At 63.3% G+C, this 19,374-nt stretch carries 20 protein-coding genes and 2 pseudogenes; 6 read left to right on the top strand and 16 right to left on the bottom strand.

From position 1 onward, the window contains the following. Positions 1-82: 82 nt before the first annotated feature. On the top strand, positions 83-1,165 hold the full coding sequence (locus AC3EML_RS14035) for a transposase (protein ID WP_488505238.1): 1,083 nt from the start codon (positions 83-85) through the stop codon (positions 1,163-1,165). A gap of 248 nt (positions 1,166-1,413) precedes the next feature. Here the strand turns inward: AC3EML_RS14035 and recO are convergent, their stop codons facing one another. From recO to rpoZ, 11 genes are all read right to left on the bottom strand, one after another. Next, a complete protein-coding gene (recO, locus tag AC3EML_RS14030; protein WP_023692858.1) occupies positions 1,414-2,205 on the bottom strand; it encodes a DNA repair protein RecO in 792 nt (263 codons plus the stop codon). A 102-nt stretch (positions 2,206-2,307) separates the two neighbouring features. Continuing rightward, a complete protein-coding gene (locus tag AC3EML_RS14025) occupies positions 2,308-3,201 on the bottom strand; it encodes an aminoglycoside phosphotransferase family protein (protein WP_352522266.1) in 894 nt (297 codons plus the stop codon). 44 nt (positions 3,202-3,245) lie between these two features. Beyond that, positions 3,246-4,172 (bottom strand): GTPase Era, encoded by a 927-nt coding sequence (gene era, locus AC3EML_RS14020; protein WP_023670243.1) that lies wholly within the window; start codon positions 4,170-4,172, stop codon positions 3,246-3,248. Continuing rightward, positions 4,169-4,885 (bottom strand): ribonuclease III, encoded by a 717-nt coding sequence (rnc, locus tag AC3EML_RS14015; protein ID WP_023692856.1) that lies wholly within the window; start codon positions 4,883-4,885, stop codon positions 4,169-4,171. Before rnc ends, era begins: the two co-directional genes overlap by 4 nt. Then, the gene (gene lepB, locus AC3EML_RS14010; protein WP_023670241.1) at positions 4,885-5,634 is read right to left on the bottom strand and encodes a signal peptidase I; all 750 of its coding nucleotides are present in this window, start codon (positions 5,632-5,634) and stop codon (positions 4,885-4,887) included. The genes rnc and lepB overlap by 1 nt, the downstream gene beginning before the upstream one ends. Before the next feature lie 90 nt (positions 5,635-5,724). Then, positions 5,725-6,138: a holo-ACP synthase gene (acpS, locus tag AC3EML_RS14005; RefSeq protein ID WP_023670240.1), complete on the bottom strand. Its 414-nt coding sequence runs from the start codon at positions 6,136-6,138 to the stop codon at positions 5,725-5,727. After that, positions 6,135-6,719, bottom strand: a complete 585-nt coding sequence (locus tag AC3EML_RS14000) for a DUF2062 domain-containing protein (RefSeq protein ID WP_023670239.1) — start codon at positions 6,717-6,719, stop codon at positions 6,135-6,137. The genes acpS and AC3EML_RS14000 overlap by 4 nt, the downstream gene beginning before the upstream one ends. Positions 6,720-7,008: 289 nt before the next feature. Continuing rightward, the gene (locus AC3EML_RS13995) at positions 7,009-7,389 is read right to left on the bottom strand and encodes a VOC family protein (RefSeq protein ID WP_023670238.1); all 381 of its coding nucleotides are present in this window, start codon (positions 7,387-7,389) and stop codon (positions 7,009-7,011) included. Positions 7,390-7,400: 11 nt separating this feature from the next. Then, the gene (gene pyrE, locus AC3EML_RS13990; protein WP_023670237.1) at positions 7,401-7,979 is read right to left on the bottom strand and encodes an orotate phosphoribosyltransferase; all 579 of its coding nucleotides are present in this window, start codon (positions 7,977-7,979) and stop codon (positions 7,401-7,403) included. Positions 7,980-8,059: 80 nt separating this feature from the next. Further along, positions 8,060-10,291 carry a RelA/SpoT family protein gene (locus AC3EML_RS13985; protein WP_023670236.1) on the bottom strand — a complete coding sequence of 744 codons (2,232 nt, stop codon included), beginning with the start codon at positions 10,289-10,291 and terminating at the stop codon, positions 8,060-8,062. Between the two features lie 127 nt (positions 10,292-10,418). Continuing rightward, a complete protein-coding gene (rpoZ, locus tag AC3EML_RS13980; protein ID WP_023670235.1) occupies positions 10,419-10,820 on the bottom strand; it encodes a DNA-directed RNA polymerase subunit omega in 402 nt (133 codons plus the stop codon). 330 nt (positions 10,821-11,150) lie between these two features. On the opposite strand from rpoZ, the gene AC3EML_RS13975 reads away from it, so the two are divergent. Beyond that, positions 11,151-11,732 carry a LabA-like NYN domain-containing protein gene (locus AC3EML_RS13975; protein WP_023670234.1) on the top strand — a complete coding sequence of 194 codons (582 nt, stop codon included), beginning with the start codon at positions 11,151-11,153 and terminating at the stop codon, positions 11,730-11,732. After that, positions 11,729-12,394: a uracil-DNA glycosylase gene (locus AC3EML_RS13970; protein ID WP_023731417.1), complete on the top strand. Its 666-nt coding sequence runs from the start codon at positions 11,729-11,731 to the stop codon at positions 12,392-12,394. Before AC3EML_RS13975 ends, AC3EML_RS13970 begins: the two co-directional genes overlap by 4 nt. 10 nt (positions 12,395-12,404) lie before the next feature. On the opposite strand, the pseudogene AC3EML_RS13965 reads toward AC3EML_RS13970, so the two are convergent. Further along, a pseudogene (locus AC3EML_RS13965) lies at positions 12,405-12,868 on the bottom strand (zinc-binding dehydrogenase); the annotation flags it as partial. A gap of 8 nt (positions 12,869-12,876) precedes the next feature. Here AC3EML_RS13965 and AC3EML_RS13960 point away from each other — a divergent pair. Further along, positions 12,877-13,032: pseudogene (locus AC3EML_RS13960) on the top strand (winged helix-turn-helix transcriptional regulator); the annotation flags it as partial. Positions 13,033-13,069: 37 nt separating this feature from the next. On the opposite strand, the gene AC3EML_RS13955 reads toward AC3EML_RS13960, so the two are convergent. Continuing rightward, positions 13,070-13,558, bottom strand: coding sequence for an Lrp/AsnC family transcriptional regulator (locus tag AC3EML_RS13955; protein ID WP_050592001.1), 489 nt, complete (start codon positions 13,556-13,558; stop codon positions 13,070-13,072). A 138-nt stretch (positions 13,559-13,696) separates the two neighbouring features. Here AC3EML_RS13955 and AC3EML_RS13950 point away from each other — a divergent pair, with 138 nt between their 5' ends. Continuing rightward, a complete protein-coding gene (locus AC3EML_RS13950) occupies positions 13,697-14,596 on the top strand; it encodes a DMT family transporter (RefSeq protein ID WP_245263125.1) in 900 nt (299 codons plus the stop codon). Positions 14,597-14,632: 36 nt separating this feature from the next. On the opposite strand, the gene AC3EML_RS13945 is transcribed toward AC3EML_RS13950, so the two are convergent. The 3 genes from AC3EML_RS13945 to dapA form a co-directional block, all read right to left on the bottom strand. Next, positions 14,633-15,373, bottom strand: coding sequence for a glycoside hydrolase family 25 protein (locus AC3EML_RS13945; RefSeq protein WP_023670227.1), 741 nt, complete (start codon positions 15,371-15,373; stop codon positions 14,633-14,635). A gap of 82 nt (positions 15,374-15,455) precedes the next feature. After that, a complete protein-coding gene (smpB, locus tag AC3EML_RS13940) occupies positions 15,456-15,935 on the bottom strand; it encodes an SsrA-binding protein SmpB (protein WP_023670226.1) in 480 nt (159 codons plus the stop codon). Positions 15,936-15,960: 25 nt separating this feature from the next. Beyond that, positions 15,961-16,842, bottom strand: a complete 882-nt coding sequence (gene dapA / locus AC3EML_RS13935; RefSeq protein WP_023684500.1) for a 4-hydroxy-tetrahydrodipicolinate synthase — start codon at positions 16,840-16,842, stop codon at positions 15,961-15,963. A 278-nt stretch (positions 16,843-17,120) separates the two neighbouring features. Between dapA and AC3EML_RS13930 the strand changes: the two genes are divergently transcribed. Further along, entirely contained in the window at positions 17,121-19,154 is a 2,034-nt protein-coding gene (locus AC3EML_RS13930) for a lytic transglycosylase domain-containing protein (RefSeq protein ID WP_352522267.1), read from the top strand. Positions 19,155-19,374 lie beyond the last annotated feature (220 nt).

Below are 19,374 nucleotides of genomic sequence, written 5' to 3'. Positions count from 1 at the left end.
ACCCCCACCCTAACCCTCCCACAAGGGCATAGGCGCTAAGATAGGTATTGCCTTGCGGAATCGGGTGTGATTCTACGCTGCGATGACACACGAATCGCTTGTTGATGACGGCTGGGCCGAGACGATTGAGCTTCTGGGCGGCGAAGAGTTGATCGCAGGAAGTGCCCGCGAGACGAAGGCGTTCCTGCGCCCGCGCGGCGTCAGGTCGGCGAGCGACCTGTTGCGCCTGACACTGGCTTACTGCCTTGGCAAGGTTGGCATGCGGGGCGTCGTGGCCTGGGCGGCGGCGAGCGGGATTGCCGACATTTCGGACGTGGCGTTGCTTGGCCGGCTGCGCAATGCAGGACCATGGCTGCAGCAGTTGATTGGGCACCTTTTGAAGCGCGAGGATGCAGGTTTGGCCAAAGGCCGGCTGGTTCGCATCCTCGATGCGACAGCGGTTGCCAAGGCCGGTGCGTATGAGAAGAAGAACAATGGTCTTTGGCGCATGCACTGCGCCTTCGAGCTTGAGCGCGAGCAGTTCGACTTCATCGAGATCACCGACCAGAGCGAGGCCGAGCTGATCGACCGCGTGCCGGTGGTGGCGGGCGAGATCCGCATCGGTGACCGCGCCTATCTGCAGGCCGAGCGGATCGCCAAGGTGATGGCGCAAGGCGGCGATGTTGTTGTGCGCGCGTCGTGGAAAAACGCGCGATGGCTCGACGCCAACGGCAGGGCGTTCGATCTCATCGGCTACCTGGAGAGCTGCCGGGAGGAAGTCTGCGAAACGCCTGCCCGGCTGGCACTCAAGAAGGGCGAGCCTGTGAAGATGCGCCTGATCGCCTTGCGCAAATCCGAGGCCGCGGCACAAGAAGCGCGGCGCAAAATCAACAAGGAAGCCAGGGCCAAGGGCAACAAGGTTCAACCGCAGACGCTGATTGCGGCCGGCTTCGTCCTGCTTGTGACCTCGCTTGACCGGGAGGAGTTTCCCGCCGATACGGTCCTCAAGCTCTACCGCATGCGCAGGCGCATCGAACTCGCCTTCAAGCGCCTGAAGAGCCTGATCGGGCTGCGCTCTCCTCCCGCCAAGGACCCAAGGATCGCAAGGCCTTGGATTCTTGCACACTTCCTCATCGCGCTTGTGACCGAACCCCTCTCGCAGGAGTTGGGTGTCTCTCCCCCTTGAGCGACGGGCGCCCGCTGCTGTGGCGCGCAACCCGCCAGATCGTCGCCTCTCTGATCGCGACCATCTTTCCTCAACCTTCCTTGGCGGCCCTGCGCCAAAAACTCCATGCCTTGCGATATCGCTGGCGCGAACCACCACGAAAGCGCAAGTTTCAGTCCATGCCAAAGCTATCTTAGCGCCTATGCCCACAAGGGGGAGGGAATGCTGCCGCATGCAGCTTTTGCTGTGAACCTGGACGGTTGCGGAGGTCAGCACCCACCGAGTCTCCCTCCCCTTTCTGGCGCAGCGTCTGCCGTAGTGGCGGCATTGCCGCCCGAATGATGCTTGCGCAAGGCGGCGAGGAAGCCGGCACGGGCATCGGGCTGTTCAATGCCGCGCGGCTCGTAGACATGGCGGGTGAAAAAGAAACCGGTCAGATGGAAGGCGTCCTCGAGTGCCGCGTGGTCCGCCCGCAAGCCGGAGCCGCGCTGCAGGAAGGCCGGCAGCGCCAGCATCTTGTCGCGCCACGGCGCACCGGCGGCTCGCGACACCGCACGGCCGGATTTCGGCGAGACATAGGCCAGATCCTGCCTGGCGCCGGTCGCCGCGCACTGGCTGAGATCGAGGCCGAAGCCGAGTTCGTCGAGGATGAGCAGTTCGAAGCGCGCCACCAGTTCCCCGGCGGCATCCGAATCGTCCAGATGGGCGATCATCACGGCAAGCGTCTCATACAGGCCGCCATGGGCGTCGCGCTCCGGCAGGAGCCTGAGATGCGCGGCCATGGTCTGCAGGCCGTAGACGGCGACTGCGCTGTCCATCAACCGGGCGGCATTCATCTCGATCGCCTCGGCCTGGAAGGTGCCGAGATGCTCGTCGAGGCGTGCCCGCCACAAAAGGTCGACGCGGTTGCCGGGCTGCAGCACCGGCTGCTGCTTGCGCGAGCGCCCGCCGCGCACCAGGCCGAGATGGCGGCCATGCGCACGCGTCATTACCTCGAGAATGGCGCTGGTTTCGCCATGCTTGCGGGTGCCGAGTATGATTCCCTCGTCGCGCCATTCCATGGCAGGAGCTTGTCACCGGTTGCATGGCGAAATCAAGATTTTGGCGCACCGCGTGCGATCTGTGCTGACATTGGATCTCCGCACATCGTCGAAAGGCTCCGATCACGCGAATTTCCGGTGATCGGCCAGGACGTCGTCGATGACGCGGCGCGATCGCTCGGCTTCGGCCTGGTTGGCGTCGTGTCCGGCAACGGTGATCAGCGCCTTCCACAGCGTCCAGCCGCGGCCGCGCGCCCAGGTCGCTTCATCGACGTCGATGGCGGCACGGAACGCCTCCCGGCTCTCGCCCTGGAAGAACGTCCAGGCGATCGCCAGGTCGCAAGAGGGATCGCCGATCCCGGAGGTGCCGAAGTCGATGACGGCGCTCAAACGGCCGTTTTGGACCAGAAGGTTGCCCCAGGCGACGTCGCCGTGAAACCAGACGGGCGACCCTTGCCAGGTGGCGGCAAGGGCCGCATCCCAGACAGCGGTGGCCGCCTGGGTGTCGATCTGCCCCTCCAGCGCCTGGAGTGCTTCCCTTGTCTGGTTGTCATACACGCTCGGCGATCCGCCGCGGAAGAAATTGTGCTGGCCCGCGGGCGGCCCGCCCGCCGGATCGATCCGCCGGAGCGCAATGAGGAACTTGGCCAGATCGACCGCGAACTGTGGGCGATCGGCGATTTCGGCGGTCTTGGCTGTTTCGCCGTCGATCCAGCGGTAGACGGACCATTGCCAGGGGTAGTCCTCCCCAGGCTCGCCCATCGCCAGTGGAACCGGGATCGGCAGCGGCAGAAGCGGCGCCAGCCTGGGCAGCCAGCGGTGCTCTTTTTCGACCTGCAAGGCATATGGTGCGGCACTCGGCAGCCGCACAGTCATATCATTGCCGAGGTGGAAGGTTCGGTTGTCCCAGCCGCCAAACGTCACCGGGCTCACCGGCAGATGCCGCCATTGCGGAAACTGCGCGTTGACCAGCCGGCGCACGAGATCGGTATCGATGGTCGGTTTTGGATCAGGCATGTCATCGTCTCAAACTGCCGGGCGGCATTTCTAGACGATGAAGCTCAATGGGGAAACTCAAGCCCCATCTCGCGGTAGCGCTCGGGGTCGTCGCCCCAGTTTTCACGCACTTTGACGAACAAGAACAGGTGCACTTTCTGCTCGAGAATGCCGGCTATTTCCATGCGCGCCGACTGGCCGATGGCGCGGATGGTCTCGCCCTTGTGGCCGAGCACGATCTTCTTCTGGCTGTCGCGCTCGACATAGATGGTCTGGTCGATGCGCACCGAGCCGTCCGGTTTCTCTTCCCATTTCTCGGTCTCGATATGCGAGGAATAGGGCAACTCCTGATGCAGCCGCAGATACAGCTTCTCGCGGGTGATCTCGGCGGCCAGTTGGCGCATCGGCAGGTCCGAGATCTGGTCTTCCGGATAGTACCAGGGGCCGACCGGCAGCGCTTGCGCGAGATAGTCGAGCAAATCCTTGCAGCCGGAGCCGGTCAGCGCCGAGACCATGAAGGTGCGCTTGAACGGCACCTTTTCGTTTGCTGCCGCAGCCAGGGCCAGCAGCGCCTCGTGCTTGACCCGGTCGACCTTGTTGAGGATCAGCACCATCGGCTGGCGGACGTCCTTCAGCCGCTCGAGGATGGCGTCGGCGTCACCCCTGATGCCGCGCTCGGCATCGATCAGCAGCAGCACGATATCGGCGTCCTTGGCGCCACCCCAGGCGGTGGTCACCATCGCGGTGTCGAGCCGGCGCTTCGGCTTGAAGATGCCGGGCGTGTCGACAAAGACGATCTGCGCGTTGTCATGCGTGGCGATGCCGCGCACGATGGCGCGGGTGGTCTGCACCTTGTGAGTGACGATCGACACCTTGGCGCCGACCAATTGGTTGACCAGCGTCGACTTGCCGGCATTGGGCGCCCCGATCAGGGCAACGAAACCGGAATGCGTGGCCTCCGCGGCCGGAGGGAGATCTTCGCTGCCGGTCATGCCGCACTCCCTTGGTTGGCCCAGATGCCCTCGCGCATAAGAAACGCCGATGCCGCCGCTTCTTCGGCTGCGCGACGAGAGCCGCCCGTGCCGCTTGCCGGCGCAAAACCGCCGACCTTCACGGACACCGTGAAAACCGGTTGATGTTCAGGTCCCTCGCGTTTCTCGATCGCGTATTCGGGCCTGACATCGCTGGTCTTGGCGATCCATTCCTGCAGGTCGGATTTCGGATTGGGCGGCTTGGCCACCACCTTTTGCGAGCGCGGCTCCCAGTAGCGCAGGACGAATTGCCTTGCGGCATCAAGGCCGCCGTCGATATAGACCGCCGCGATCAGCGCCTCGACCGCATCCGCCAGATAGTTTCCGCCCGAGCCGCGCGAGCGCGCCTTCAAGGCAGCGTCGGCCCGAACCAGATCTTCGAGCTGCATTTCAATGCCGATCTCGGAGCATGTCCGCGCATCGACCAGGGCATTGAAGCGCGGGGCGATTTCACCTTCCGGCGCCTCAGGAAACTTTTCGAAAAGCAGGTCGGCAACGATCAGGCCGAGCACGCGGTCGCCAAGGAATTCGAGGCGCTGGTTGTTGCTGCTCGCCTTGACCGCACTGGAATGGGTCAGCGCGGTCTCGAGCAAACGGACGTCCCGGAAGGAATGGCCGGTTTTGGCTGTCACCAAATCGGCCAGAGTTTCACCCGTCGGGCGCTTCAAAGCCATCAATTCACGAAATGGAACAGGCGCGACAGGCGCACGAGCGACGGCCATTTCCAGATCTCGAGGGGGCTCGCCTTCCCGGCGATCGAGAAGAAGACGATGTTGGCGCGGCCGACAAGGTTCTCCGCCGGCACGTAGCCGACGCTGAGGCGGCTGTCGGAGGAATTGTCGCGGTTGTCGCCCATCATGAAATAGTTGCCGGGGGGCACGACGAACTCGCGGGTGTTGTCGGTGATCGAATTCGGTGTCAGGTCGAGCGTGTCGTAGCTGACGCCGTTGGGCAGGGTCTCGCGATAGACGTCGACCGGCTCAGGCACTTCCGTGATATCAGGATTTTGGATCTGGCCGGTTTTCACACGAGGCACGCCCTGGCCGTTGATGAACAATTGGCCGTCCTTCATCTGGATCTTGTCCCCCGGCAGGCCGACGACGCGCTTGATGTAGTCGAGCGACGGATCCGGCGGGAACTTGAAGACCACCACGTCGCCGCGCTTCGGATCGGAACCCCAGATGCGGCCGGAAAAGATGTCGGGGCCGAATGGCAGCGAATAACGCGAGAAGCCATAGGACCATTTGGTGACGAACAGATAGTCGCCTTCGAGCAAGGTCGGCCGCATAGAGCCGGACGGGATCGAGAAGGGCTGGAACAGCAAGGTGCGGATGACCATGGCCAGCAGCAAAGCCTGGATGATGACGCTGACGATTTCGCCAAGCCCGCCGGATTTCTTCTCGGATTTTTCAGCCACGCTCATGTCGTCCTCGATTGTGCGTTGGATGGTATAGAGTCTCGGCGCGCGCTGGGCAACGTCAAGTCGGCGTTAGATAGCGGTCGTCTGATGCAATCAATGTGGCGCTTGTTCGGCGGGCAACGCCTCGATGATCACAAAGGCTTGAGCAAGCGGGAAATCATCGGTGATTGTGAGGTGGATCGCCGCTCTGTGCCCCTGTGGCAGGATTTTGGCCAGCCGTGCCGCCGCTCCCCCGGTCAGCGCCATGGTCGGCGCGCCGCTGGGCAGGTTGGCGACCCCCATGTCGCGCCAGAACACGCCCTGCGCCAGGCCGGTGCCAAGCGCCTTGGCGCAGGCCTCCTTGGCGGCGAAGCGCTTGGCATAGGAGGCGGCGCGGCCCTTGCGGCCTTCGGAGCGGACCTGTTCGACCTCGGTGTAGATGCGCTGGATGAAGCGCTGACCATGCCGTTCCAGCGACTTTTCGATGCGTCTGATGTCGATCAGGTCGCTGCCGATGCCGATGATCATTCCGCCGGAACTTCCCGTCCGCGGTGCCCGGCCTTATGCGCCCGCTCTGCCATGCGCTTCCTGCGCTGCTCGCGAAAGGCTGTCATCCCCCAGCGGGTAATGCCGTAGAAGATCAGCCCGAAGATCAGGCCGAGCGGCACAGCGCCGATCAGCATCGGCTCGAGCACCGGGTGCCACAGCTTTGCAAACGACAGCGTGTGCATCATCTCACCAAGATGCGCAGGCGGTCCGTTCTTGGGCAGGCGCTCATGCAGGATCAGCTTGCCGACTTCCCAGGACGCTCCCCACAGCAGCGGGAAAGTCAGCGGATTGCCGAAGAATACCGCGCCGAGGGCGGCGGCCACCAGATTGCCGGCGACCACCCAGCAGAGCACGGCGGCGACGGCGAAATGGAAGCCGAGCGGAAAGAAGGAGGCGAAAACGCCGGCCGCGACGCCGGCCGCGACCGCATGCGGTGTCGCCTTCAGCCGCAGGATGCGCTTGGAGAAATATTGCAACGAGCGCGAAAACGAGCGGCGCGGCCACAGATAGGTACGCACCCGCTCCAGAATGCCATCAGGCTTTCGGCGTCGAAAAAGCACTCTGTTCCAGTTCCCGGTTCATCACGCCCAAATTGCAACCATCCCTGGCCGGGCGCGGTCGCTCCATCTTGCGCTTCGAGGGCGCAGAAAGGCAACAACGACTTTGATATAGCGACTGCCTTGCGGCGGAACAATGAAACGCCGCCGCGATGGTCTGCCGCAGGCGGGTAACGATGGTCTGCCGCAGGCGGGTAACAAGAGCGCCATTGGGGCGAAACTGAGGACAATATCGATGAAAGCTCCCTGACGACGGCAATGTCCGCGCGAAGACGACGCCGAGGCGGATAGACTATTCCCGATATTCGCTGACTTCGACCAAATTGCTGTCCGGATCGCGGAAATAGACCGACATCATCTTACCGCGGGCGCCGGTGCGCTCGACCGGGCCGACTTCGATGGCAACGCCGTTGGCTTCCAGACTGGCGCAAATCTCGGCAAGCGGCCTTGCGGCGATCAGGCAGAAATCGCCGGACCCAGGCATCGGCGTCTTGGCTTTCGGTTCAAAAGTGTGCGTTGCCTGATGCAGATTGATCTTCTGCGATCCGAACAGCAACGCCGTCGGCCGGTTCGGCTCGTCGAGGCGCTTGAGGCCAAGCACCCGCTGGTAGAAGGCGCAGCTGTCCTCCACCGAGCGGACCGTCAGCACGAAATGATCGATGCCGGCGATCATGGTGATGTCCCCTAAATGTTGCGGCTACCCGGCTTGATCGCCGGGATGGCGGCAAGTTCCGGCGGCAGGCGGTCGGCGGGATAGGCCGGCACCTCATATTCGGCAAGCGCGATCAGCGGCACGCCGACATTGGTCTTGCCGGCCGAGCGGTCGATGATGCAGGCCGCCGCCACGACCTCGGCGCCAATCGCGCGCAGGCAGTCGATGGTTTCGCGGATCGAAAGACCAGTGGTGACGATGTCCTCGACGATGACGACGCGCGATCCCGGCGCGATCTCAAAGCGGCGCAGCCTGAACTCGCCGCCTTCGCGCTCCACCCAGATTGCTGGCACACCGAGATGGCGCGACGTCTCATAGGCCGGGATCAGGCCGCCGATCGCCGGGCCGACGACGTAGTCGACCTTGCCCGGCACCGCCTTGCGGATCTTTTCGGCCAGCGCCTTGCAAAGCCGCTCGGTCTTGTCGGCATGCATGAAGACGCGCGCCTTCTGCAGGAAGACCGGGCTGCGCAGACCCGACGTCAGGATGAAATGTCCCTCCAGAACAGCGCCTGCCTCGCGGAAAATGCCCAGAACTTCGTCGGTATTCATAACTCGCCCCATGTCCATGGTGAATGGTGAATGGTGAATGGTAGTGAGAACGCCTTCTTTCACTATTCACTATTCACTATTCACCCATTCACACGCCGCGCATCGCTGACGCTCGAATTATCCTTGAGCTGCGACAGCAGCCGGTTGAGGTGCTTCAGATCCCAGACTTCGAGATCGATCAGCATTTCGGTGAAGTCGGGCGCGGTGCGCACCATCGACAGCGTATGAATGTTGGCGTCGTTGGAGGCAACGACCTGGGCGATGTCGGCGAGCGAGCCCGGCGCGTTGATGGCGGTGACCGAGACGCGCGCCGGAAAGCGCTCCTTGGTCTGCTCGTCAATGTCCCAGCGCACGTCGATCCAGCGCTCCGGCTGGTCGTCGAAGGCCTGCAGCGCCGGCGACTGGATGGGATAGATGGTGATGCCGGTGCCCGGCTGGACAATGCCGACGATGCGGTCGCCTGGCACGGCCCCTTCCGGCGCGAAACGCACCGGCAGGTCGCCGCGCACGCCGCGGATCGGCACCGCGCCATCGCGCGGCTGGTCCTTGTCCTTGCGCGCGGCTCGGGTGCCGGGCATCTGGAACAGCATGCCGGCGGCGTTGCGGATCTTCGACCAGCCCTCCTCGCGCTGCTTGGGGGCGCTGACGGTGACGCGCTCGTCCTTGTAGTCTGGGAAGACGGCCTTCATGACGTCGGTCGAGGCAAGTTCGCCGCGCCCGACCGAGGCCAGCACATCCTCGATGTCCTTGCGCGCCAGCCGGTGCAGCACCGGCTTCAGGCTTTCCTTGGTGAAGGTCTTGCCGGCGCGTTCGAAGGCGCGCTCGAGAATGCGGGCACCAAGACCTGAATATTGCTTGCGAATGGCGTTCTTGGTGGCGCGGCGGATGGCTGAGCGCGCCTTGCCGGTGACCACCACCGACTCCCACGCCGCCGGCGGCACTTGCGCCTTGGAGCGGATGATCTCGACCTCGTCGCCGTTCTTCAGTTCCGTCATTAGCGGCATGATGCGGCCGTTGACCTTGGCACCGACGCAGGTGTCGCCGACATCGGTGTGCACGGCATAGGCGAAGTCGATGGGCGTGGCGCCGCGCGGCAGCGCAATCAGCATGCCTTTCGGCGTGAAGCAGAATACCTGGTCCTGGAACAGCTCCAGCTTGGTATTTTCGAGGAAGTCTTCCGGGTTGTCGCCTTCTGCCAGTTGCTCGATGGTGCGCCGCAGCCAGGCATAGGCGTTGGTCTCCTTCGAGATCGCATGGGCGGCGCCGTTCGTCTTGCCGCCGGTGTCCTTGTAGATCGAATGGGCGGCGACGCCATATTCGGCGATCTTGTTCATCTCGCGGGTGCGGATCTGCAGTTCGACGCGCTGGCGCGACGGGCCGACAATGGTGGTGTGGATCGAACGGTAGTCGTTCTGCTTGGGCGTAGAAATGTAATCCTTGAAGCGGCCAGGCACCATCGACCATGTGGTGTGGATGGCGCCGAGCGCGCGGTAACAGTCTTCGACGCTGTCGACGACGACGCGGAAGCCGAAAATGTCCGAGAGCTGCTCGAAGGACAGCGCCTTGGCCTCCATCTTGCGGAACACCGACCACGGCTTCTTCTGCCGGCTCTTCACCCCGGCATTGATGGCATGCTTCTCGAACAGCGCCGACAGCGCCTTTTCGATGTCGGTCAGCACACCCTTGTTGCGCTCGAATATCTCGGCAAGCCGCGCGGTGACGGCGCGGTAGGCTTCCGGATTGATGAAGCGGAAGGCGATCTCTTCCAGTTCCTCGCGCATGCCTTGCATGCCCATGCGCCCGGCCAGCGGCGCGTAGATGTCCATCGTCTCCTCGGCGATGCGCAGGCGCTTGGCCTCGGGCATGTGGTCGAGGGTGCGCATGTTGTGCAAACGGTCGGCGAGCTTGACCAGCAGAACGCGGACATCCTCCGAGATGGCCAGCAACAGCTTGCGCAGGTTTTCCGCCTGCTCGGCCTTCTTGGAGACGAGATCGAGCTTCTTCAGCTTGGTCAGGCCTTCGACCAGCTTGCCCATTTCGGGGCCGAACAGATCGTCGATCTCGGCCCGCGTCGCGGTGGTGTCCTCGATCGTGTCATGCAGCAAGGCGACGGCGATCGTCGCCTCGTCCATGTGCATTTCGGTGAGGATGGCGGCGACTTCGAGCGGATGCGAGAAATAGGGATCGCCGGAAGCGCGCTTCTGGTGGCCATGCTTCTGCATGGCGTAGACATAGGCCTTGTTGAGCAACGCCTCGTTGACGTCAGGCTTGTAGCGCGCAACGCGCTCGACAAGCTCATACTGACGCATCATGGGCGGGTTCTCACGGTGCTGAAATGATTGATGCGCCGCACTGATGTACGGCGCATCTCATAGATAGCCACGAAACTCACGGGACGGAAGTGCCGGAACCATATTCCCGGCAGGTCCAGGGCAGCGATTAGTAGTCGTCGCTCTTTTCCGGGGGAACCAGGCCCTCGATGCCGGCCAAAAGGTCTTCCTCGGTCATGCGATCGAAGGTGACGTTTTCTTCGGCGTCGTCGGCATCGGTAGCTGCAACTGCGTTGCCGGTCTGGTCGGCGATCGCCTCGCCGTCGGCCTCGGGCTCGTCGACCTCGACATGCTTCTGCAGCGAGTGGATCAGATCTTCCTTGAGGTCGTCGGGCGACAGCGTCTCGTCGGCGATCTCGCGCAGCGCTACGACCGGGTTCTTGTCGTTGTCGCGGGGCACGGTGATCGGCGCGCCCTGGCTGATCTGGCGGGCACGGTGGCCGGCGAGCAGCACGAGCTCGAAGCGGTTGTCGACCTTGTCGATGCAGTCTTCAACGGTTACGCGGGCCATTGATTGCCCCTTTCATGCCTGGATTTGATGGAAAACAGGCGCGGTCCATAACCCGAACGCCGCCAAAATACAAGCATTATGGCGCCGTGGCCCCATCGGCTGGCGAATGCCAGTCTCTGGCGCCGGTGAATGCCTTGCCGGCAAAGCCCGCCTACCGGCGACGACACGGCTCCGATCACAATTGCTTGCAGTGCGCCCCGGCACCCTTGGATTGCCGTAAAACTGGCGCTATCTCGGTTGACGAAAGGTCAGCCGGTTTATTTACGAGCCGACCGATATAACGACCCATTTCGATTAGTCCGCCACCTATTTCGAAAAAGGAATATTGCCATGTTCGACCCCCGTGAAAAAATCGCTCTTTTCATAGACGGCGCCAATCTCTACGCCACCTCGCGCGCACTCGGCTTCGACATAGACTACCGCAAACTGCTGTCCAGCTTCCAGAAGCGCGGCTATTTGCTGCGCGCCTATTACTACACCGCTCTGGTCGAGGATCAGGAATACTCTTCGATCCGCCCTTTGATCGACTGGCTCGACTACAATGGCTTCAAGGTGGTGACCAAGCCGGCCAAGGAATTCACCGACTCGACCGGCCGCCGCAAGATCAAGGGCAATATGGACATCGAACTGACCGTCGATGCGCTCGAACTTGCCGATGTCGTCGACCACTATGTCATCTTCTCCGGCGACGGCGATTTCCGCACACTGGTCGAAGCGCTACAGCGGCGCGGCCGCAAGGTCTCGATCGTCTCCACCATGGCCTCGCAACCACCGATGATCTCGGACGATCTGCGCCGCCAGGCCGACCATTTCATCGATTTGACCTCGCTGAAGAACGAGGTCGGCCGCGATCCCTCCGAACGGCCGGTGCGCAGGCCCGAGCCGGCCGAAGTCGAAGAGGAAGACTATTGACGGCGGCGGCCTTGGACGCCGCTCCCGAACCCGACCGCGACTGCCCGCTCTGCCCGCGCCTGCATGATTTCATCGCAGACTGGCGGCAGCGCGAGCCGTCGTGGTTCAATGCGCCGGTGCCGACTTTCCTGCCGCCTGATGGCGAGGACGCCGTCGAGCTGCTGATCGTCGGGCTGGCGCCCGGCCTGCGCGGCGCCAACCGCACCGGGCGACCGTTCACCGGCGACTATGCCGGCGACCTGCTCTACTCAACGATGATCGCTCACGGTCTTGCCCGCGGCGAGTTCAAGGCGCGGCCGGATGACGGGCTCGAACTGATCGGCACCGCGATCACCAATGCGGTGCGCTGCGTGCCGCCTGAAAACAAGCCGGTCGGCGCCGAGATCGCCACTTGCCGCAGCTTTCTGGTGCCGACGATTGCACGCTTTCCCAAACTGCGCGCCCTGCTGGCGCTGGGCTCCATCGCCCACCAGTCGACCGTCAGGGCGCTGGGCCAGCGCGTCGCCGCCTATCCGTTCAAGCACGGCGGTCAGTTGCCGGCCGGCGGCGTCACGCTGTTTTCCAGCTATCACTGCTCGCGCTACAACACCAACACTGGGGTGCTGACCGAAGCGATGTTCGTCAAGGTATTCAGCGAGATCGCGTCGTTCCTGCGGAACTAGACGCTGCCTCTCAAAATCCCTCGAGCACGATCTTGCCCTTGGCCTTGCCGGTCTCGATCAGCGCATGGGCGCGCTTCAGATTGGCGGCATTGATTGGGCCGAACGTCTCGCCCAGCGTGGTGCGGATGGTGCCGGCGTCGACAAGGCGCGCCAGTTCGTTGAGATGTTCGCCCTGCGCGGCCATATCGGGCGTTTCATACAGCGAGCGGGTGAACATCGGCTCCCAGTGGACCGAAACGCTCTTGCGACCCAGTCGCGGGTTTCGGGCCGCGATGCGGTGGCGATCATCGTCAGATCGGTCAGCTGGCGCGCGAGCTGGACCGCGATCGACCCGACGCCGCCGGCGCCGCCGACGATCAGGATGGTGTTCGCGGCGCCGATGACTAGCTTCTTCACATTGAGGCGGTCGAACAGCGCCTCAAAGGCGGTGATCGCCGTCGTCGGCAGTGCTGCCGCCTGCGCATAGCCGAGCGAGCCAGACTGGGCTCATCGCCCGCAAGGTCTATGCGCAGATGCCGCCGAAGGTCGAGTACAGCCCGACGCCTCGTGGCCGAAGCCTAGAGCCCGTGATCACCGTGCTGAAGGTCTGGGGCGATGCGAATGTGACGCTGGCGCCGGAGGTTTCCCAGGCCGCTTGAAGCGGAGGCGTGGCAACCGCTTGCGTTGGTCCGGCCCTCACACCGGCAGCAGCGCGTCCGGCTTCACGTCCGATATCGACGCATAGGTGTGCGTTTCCCTGACACCCGGCAGCGGCAGGATCACGCGCTTCAAAAAATCCTGATAGGCGGCCATTTCCGAAATGCGCGCTTTCACCAGATAGTCGAAGCCGCCCACGACCATATGGCACTCCAGCACTTCGGGGGCCCTTGCTACCGCTTCGGCGAAACGGTCGAACACATGCGGCGCCGCCTGGTCGAGCCTGACTTCGATGAAGACGAGCGTGCCGCGGCCGATCTTTTGCGGATTGAGCACGGCCCGGACCGCGGTGATGAAACCCTCACGGAAAAGGCGCTTCACGCGCTGGCTGGTGCCGGTCGGCGACAGGCCGACACGGGCTGCTAGGTCAAGCGTCGTGCGACGCCCGTCCTCCTGCAGCAACCGAAGCAGGCTGCGATCGATGGCGTCGAGCTGATCGGATTCATGATTCACGTTTGCAGCGCCCATATCGCGTGACTTTCACTTCCACATTGCGAAAACAGCATATTTTGACGCACCATTTTCGACAATAGGCTGCGTTTTCAACGAAAGCCGTCTGGAGGAAGTACCCTTCCGCTGGCAGGATCGAGCGGGACAAGAATGCGCGTGACAGAGGACCGAAACACGAAGCCGGCAATCCTTGCTGCCCTGGCCATGATCGGCATCTACGCCGTGCAGTTCGTCGCCGCCCGCTTCAGCCTGCGGGAACATCTGACCGCGACCGATTTGGCAACGTTGCGCTTTGCCGGCGCCGGCATGGTCATGCTGCTGGTCGTCTGGAGAAACGGCCGGGCGACTGGCAAGGCATTGGGCTGGAGGCGTGCCTTGACGCTGGCGGCACTGGCCGGACTGCCCTACCCTATCATCATCAATTGGGGACTGACCTATGCGCCGGCAGCGCATGGTGCCGCACTTTGCCCTGCCTCGATCGTGTTCTTCTCATTCGTGCTGTCGCGCATCGCCACGAGGGAGAAAACCTCGCGCCAGCGAACCATCGGCGTCGCAGCCATCATCGCCGGGCTGATCCTGTTCATTGCACCCGTGCGCACTGGCGGCGGCATGAAGGATGTCCTCTTCGGCGATCTTCTGTTCGTCGGATCCGGCGCGATGTTTGCCACCTATGCCGTTCTCGTGCGGCGCTGGCGCGTCGTTCCGGTTGCGGCGACCGCAACGGTGGTGCTGCTGTCATGCGTGCCGCTGCCGTTGCTCTATTTCTTTGCCCCAAGCGGCCTCCGCGCGGCATCAGTGGCCGAGATTGCCAGCCAGATCGTCATTCAAGGGTTTTTGGCAGGTGCGGCCGCCATGTTCCTGTACACCTATATCGTCCGGCAGCTGGGGTCGCAGGCGCCATCGCTGTTCATGCCATGCGTGCCGATCGCAACCGTGCTGATCGCGATGACGGTGCTCGGCGAGACGCCGACCGGCGCCCAGTTCGCCGCCGTACTGATCATGGCCGCGGGGATGGCTTTTTCGGCTCTTTCCAGGCCTGTTCCCAAGCCTGCGTAAGACTGCGGATGCCAAACTCAAGGCCAGCTGATTCGTTCAAGGCGATGGAGGCTTTTGCGAAGAGAGCGATGCGGGCGCAGCAAATAGCTCGGCCAGCGTTTGCTGCCCACCCTGCAGGACGTTGAGATCGACATCGCCCTCGATCCCGTCGACACGGCCCATATTGTGGTACTGCCAGTAAATCCAGCCGTCCTCGCTCGGCTTGAACGCCAGCGAGCGCAGCCAGCGCTGCCGCACAGCCATCTGTCCGGCATAGGCGTCCTCAGCCTCGTCGGTCAGGTAGATGATCGCCGGCTTGCCGAACGCAGCTTCAACCGGTCCGAGGAAGGCCTGGAGTTCCGCGCTCAGCTGCTCCGGCGACGGGCGTTGCGGGCAGTTGCCGCCGAATTCGATGTCGACGACCGGCGGCAGCAGCGGCTGGTCGTGCGGCACCACCGCGATGAAATTTTTCGCCTGGTCGGCGCCCGGCCGGCAGAAGGTGAAGAAGTGATAGGCGCCGACGGCAAGTCCGGCCGCGCGCGCCTCGCGCAGGTTTTTGGCGAAGGCATCGTCGACATGGTCGCCGCCCTCGGTCGCCTTGATGACAGCGAAGGCGACATCGTCGGCGGCAACGCGGCGCCAGTCGATTTCACCCTGATGATGGGAAACGTCGATACCCCTGACCGGATAGCTGTCACGATCGGGCGAGAAGGTCCGGAAATAGAAGAAGCCGCCTGCTGCGACGAGGCCGGCAAAGACCAGACTGGCCGCACCCCAGAGGATGATCCGGTTCTTCAAACCTTTCCCCATCGTGTTTTGCTGTTGCAGCTGTTCGAAACTTGAAAGCCGATGTCTGGCTTTTCTGGGGCTGCCTGAGATTCTAGCCGCGTTCCTTCATGAGCCGGCCCTTTTCGCGCGACCAGTCGCGCTGCTTTTCTGTCTCGCGCTTGTCGTGCAGTTTCTTGCCGCGGCCGACGGCGAGCAGCAGCTTGGCACGGCCCTGGTCGTTGAAGTAGATTTTCAGCGGCACCAGCGTCATGCCTTCGCGGTCGATGCTCTGCGCAAGTTTTGCCATCTCGCGCTTGTTGAGCAGCAGCTTGCGGCGCCGTCTGGGCTCATGGTTGAAGCGGTTGGCCTGCAGGTATTCCGGCAGATAGGAATTGATCAGCCAGATCTCGCCGCCCTCCACCGAGGCGTAGCTGTCCTGGATGTTGGCCTGGCCCTGGCGCAGCGACTTGACCTCGGTGCCGGTCAGCACAAGGCCGGCCTCGACCGTGTCGAGCACCTCATAGGAAAACCGCGCCTTGCGGTTTTCCGCAACGGTCTTGTTGTTGGGATCGGCTTTTCTGACCTGGTTCATGATGCGGAGAGGTGGCGCCTCATCCTTAATTTATCAAGCCGGCGTGCTTCATCGCCGCATCGATCTTCTCGGCGGTCGATGGCTCGATCGTCACCAGCGGCGAGCGCACCACGTTCTCGACCTTGCCAATCTTCGACAGCGCGTATTTGACGCCGCACAGGCCGGGCTCAAGGAAGATGGCCTTGTGCAGCGGCAGCAGACGGTCCTGCAATTCCAGCGCCTTGGCGCTGTCACCGGACAGTGTGGCTTCCTGGAATTCGGCGCACAGCCGCGGCGCGACATTCGACGTCACCGAGATGCAGCCGACACCGCCATGAGCGTTGAAGCCGAGGGCAGAGGCATCCTCACCTGAAAGCTGGATGAACTCCTCGCCGCAGGTGGCGCGCTGTTCGGACACGCGCTCGACCTTGCCGGTGGCATCCTTGACGCCGACGATGTTCTTGAAGTCGTGCGCCAGCCTGCCCATCGTCTCCGGCATCATGTCGATCACCGAGCGCGGCGGGATGTTGTAAATGATGATCGGCAGCTTGGTCGCCCTGGCGACGGCAGCGAAATGCTCGTACAAGCCGCGCTGTGTTGGCTTGTTGTAATAAGGCGTGACGACCAGAGCGGCGTCGGCGCCCGCCTGCTCGGCGTACTGCACCAGACCGACCGCTTCAGCGGTGTTGTTGGAGCCGGCGCCGGCGACGACCGGAGCGCGGCCCTTGGCCACATCGATGCAGACCTTGACGACATGGCGATGCTCGTCATGCGACAGCGTCGGCGACTCTCCGGTGGTGCCGACCGGGACGAGGCCCGTCGTGCCCTCGCCAAGTTGCCATTCGACGAAGGCGCGAAAGGCTTTCTCGTCGAAACGTCCGCTCTTTTCGAACGGCGTCACGAGCGCAGTAAGCGAGCCTCTCAGCATGTCGTCCAACTCCTTGGAACTTGTTTGTTTATGCGTGTCATCGTCCCAAAACCGGTTCCCGCTTTTGGGCGACATGCATCGGGCGCCTTCTAGCCGAAAGCGAAGCCGCGCACCATAGTCTCGACACTGTTGCGCGGCAAGCATGCCGATGGTGCCAGCAAGCGCAATTCGAACGGCCTCGATAACCCTTTGTTTACGAGCTCTTCACGACCTAAGTCTAGGCTCTCGGGCACCTGGGCTTGCCATCTAAAGTGCCGCAATAGGGAAAGATCAGGATCATGCCGGCCAGTCGGCCACTCCGCTTCATATTGCTTGGCGCCGTTGCCCTGCTGATAGTGGGAACGGCGGCAAACGAGAGCGTCGACGAGCAGACGACCTCATCGATCCCGATGCCTGACATGCAAGATGGAGCGCAGACCGATGCGCCCTCCGCCAATATCGCCGTGTTGAAAGGCAGTCTCGACGCGTTGGCGACCGGCGATATCGCCGCGGCACGAGCGGTGCGCGAAACATTGCCGGCCAGTTCGCTGGACCGCCATATCCTGGCCTGGGCGATCGCGCTCTATGGCGGCGACCGTGTGCCGAGCAGCGAGATTGCCGATACCGCAAAGATGTTGCCGAATTGGCCGGGCACCATCGCTCTGCGCAAGAACAGCGAGCGCGCGCTTTATCGCGAAAACCCCTCGCCGCAGACCGTGGTGAAAGCCTTTGACGGCAGCCAGCCGCTGACCTTTCAAGGCGTGGTCATCCTTGCCCGTTCTTATGTAGCTCTTGGCAACACCAAGGCTGCGCTTTCCGTGCTGTCGCCATTCTGGCGCACCGAGAAGCTGGAAGCCAGGGACGAGGCGGCCGTCAGCAAGGAGTTTGGCGCCATCATTCCGGCTGCCGACCATCGTTTCCGCATGGAACGGATGTTTTATGCCGACCGGGAGAATTCGGCACTGCGGGTCGCAGCACTTGCCGGCGGGCAACCGCTGGCCGATGCCTGGGCCGCCGCCTCGCGTGGCGACAAGAACGCGGCCAAGCTGTTGAAAGCGGTGCCTGCCGCGCAGCAATCGGCCGGCTATTTCTTCGCGCAAGCCGAATATCTGCGCAAGCAGCGGAAGTTTGCGGACGCCGCCGCGGTGATGATGAAAGCGCCAACGAGCCGCGACGCGCTGGTCGATCCCGATGCCTGGTGGGTCGAGCGCCGCGTGCTGTCGCGCGCACTGGTCGACCAGGGCGACTGGAAGACCGCCTACAAGATCGTTGCCGCGCATGCCGCCGAAAGCCCCGCCAGCGCCGCCGAGGCCGAATTCCACGCCGGCTGGTATGCGTTGCGCGGCCTCAACGATCCTGCGACGGCCTCGACCCATTTTGCCCGCATCGCCGATCTCGCGCAGGGACCGATGTCGCTGTCACGCGCCTATTACTGGCTTGGCCGCGCGGCGGAAGTCGGCGGTCCCGGCAATGCGAAGGATTATTTCACCAAGGCGGCAGCCTATGGCACCACTTTCTACGGGCAGCTGGCGGCGGAACGGGTTGGCTTGCGCACGCTGAACATCGTCTATCCCGAGCCAAGCACTGACGACCGCCAAAGCTTTGACGGCCGCGAAGCCGTCAGCGCCATCAAGCGGCTGCAGGAGGCGGGCTACGACCGCTATGCCGAGACGCTTTACCGCGACCTCGCCGGGCAGTTGACCAGCCCCGGCGAGCTGGCGCTGCTTGCGGTGCTGGCGGAAAAGCAGGGCAATCATTTCATGGCGCTGAAGATCGGCAAGATCGCCGGCGCGCGCGGCATCGATGTCGGCGCGCTGTCGCATCCGCTGGGCGTCATTCCCGACACCGCCGACATATCCGGCTCGGGCAAGGCGCTGGCCTATGCGATCGCCCGCCAGGAAAGCGAATTCAATGTCGGCGCCGTCTCCAGCGCCGGCGCGCGCGGCCTGCTGCAGCTGATGCCGGGCACCGCCAAGCAATTGGCGAAGAAGGCAGGACTGAGCTTTTCCCAGGATCGGCTGACCAGCGATGCCGGCTACAATGCGACGTTGGGGGCTGCCTTCCTCGGCGAGCAGCTCGACCGCTTCGGCGGCTCCTATGTGCTGACCTTCGCCGGCTACAATGCCGGCCCCAACCGCGCCAGCCAATGGGTAGCCAAGTACGGCGACCCGCGCGGCAAGGGCATCGACGCCGTCGTCGACTGGATCGAGCGGATTCCCTACACCGAAACAAGAAGTTACGTGCAGCGCGTGATGGAGAATTACGAGGTCTACAAGATGCGTATTTCGGGGAAGTACGACATCGTTGGGGATTTGGTGAACGGGCGGGGTTGAGGCGGCAGAGCTGTCGCCATGGGCAGACGTTGGCGATCCTTCGCGCCCCCCTCTGGCCTGCCGGCCATCTCCCCCACGAGTGGGGAGATCAGCTGTCGTTGCCGATTTCGCCAATCTCCAACGTCGAAGGAAGGGCGTAGCGCCTGAACCGCCAATCTCCCCCCTCGTGGGGGAGATGTCCGGCAGGACAGAGGAGGGCGACATTTCCAAGAGTGTCAGC

The organism is Mesorhizobium sp. P170090 (genome assembly GCF_057786115.1).
Note: the sequence above shows the minus strand (reverse complement) of the source record. Positions and strands in the feature narration are given on the sequence as shown.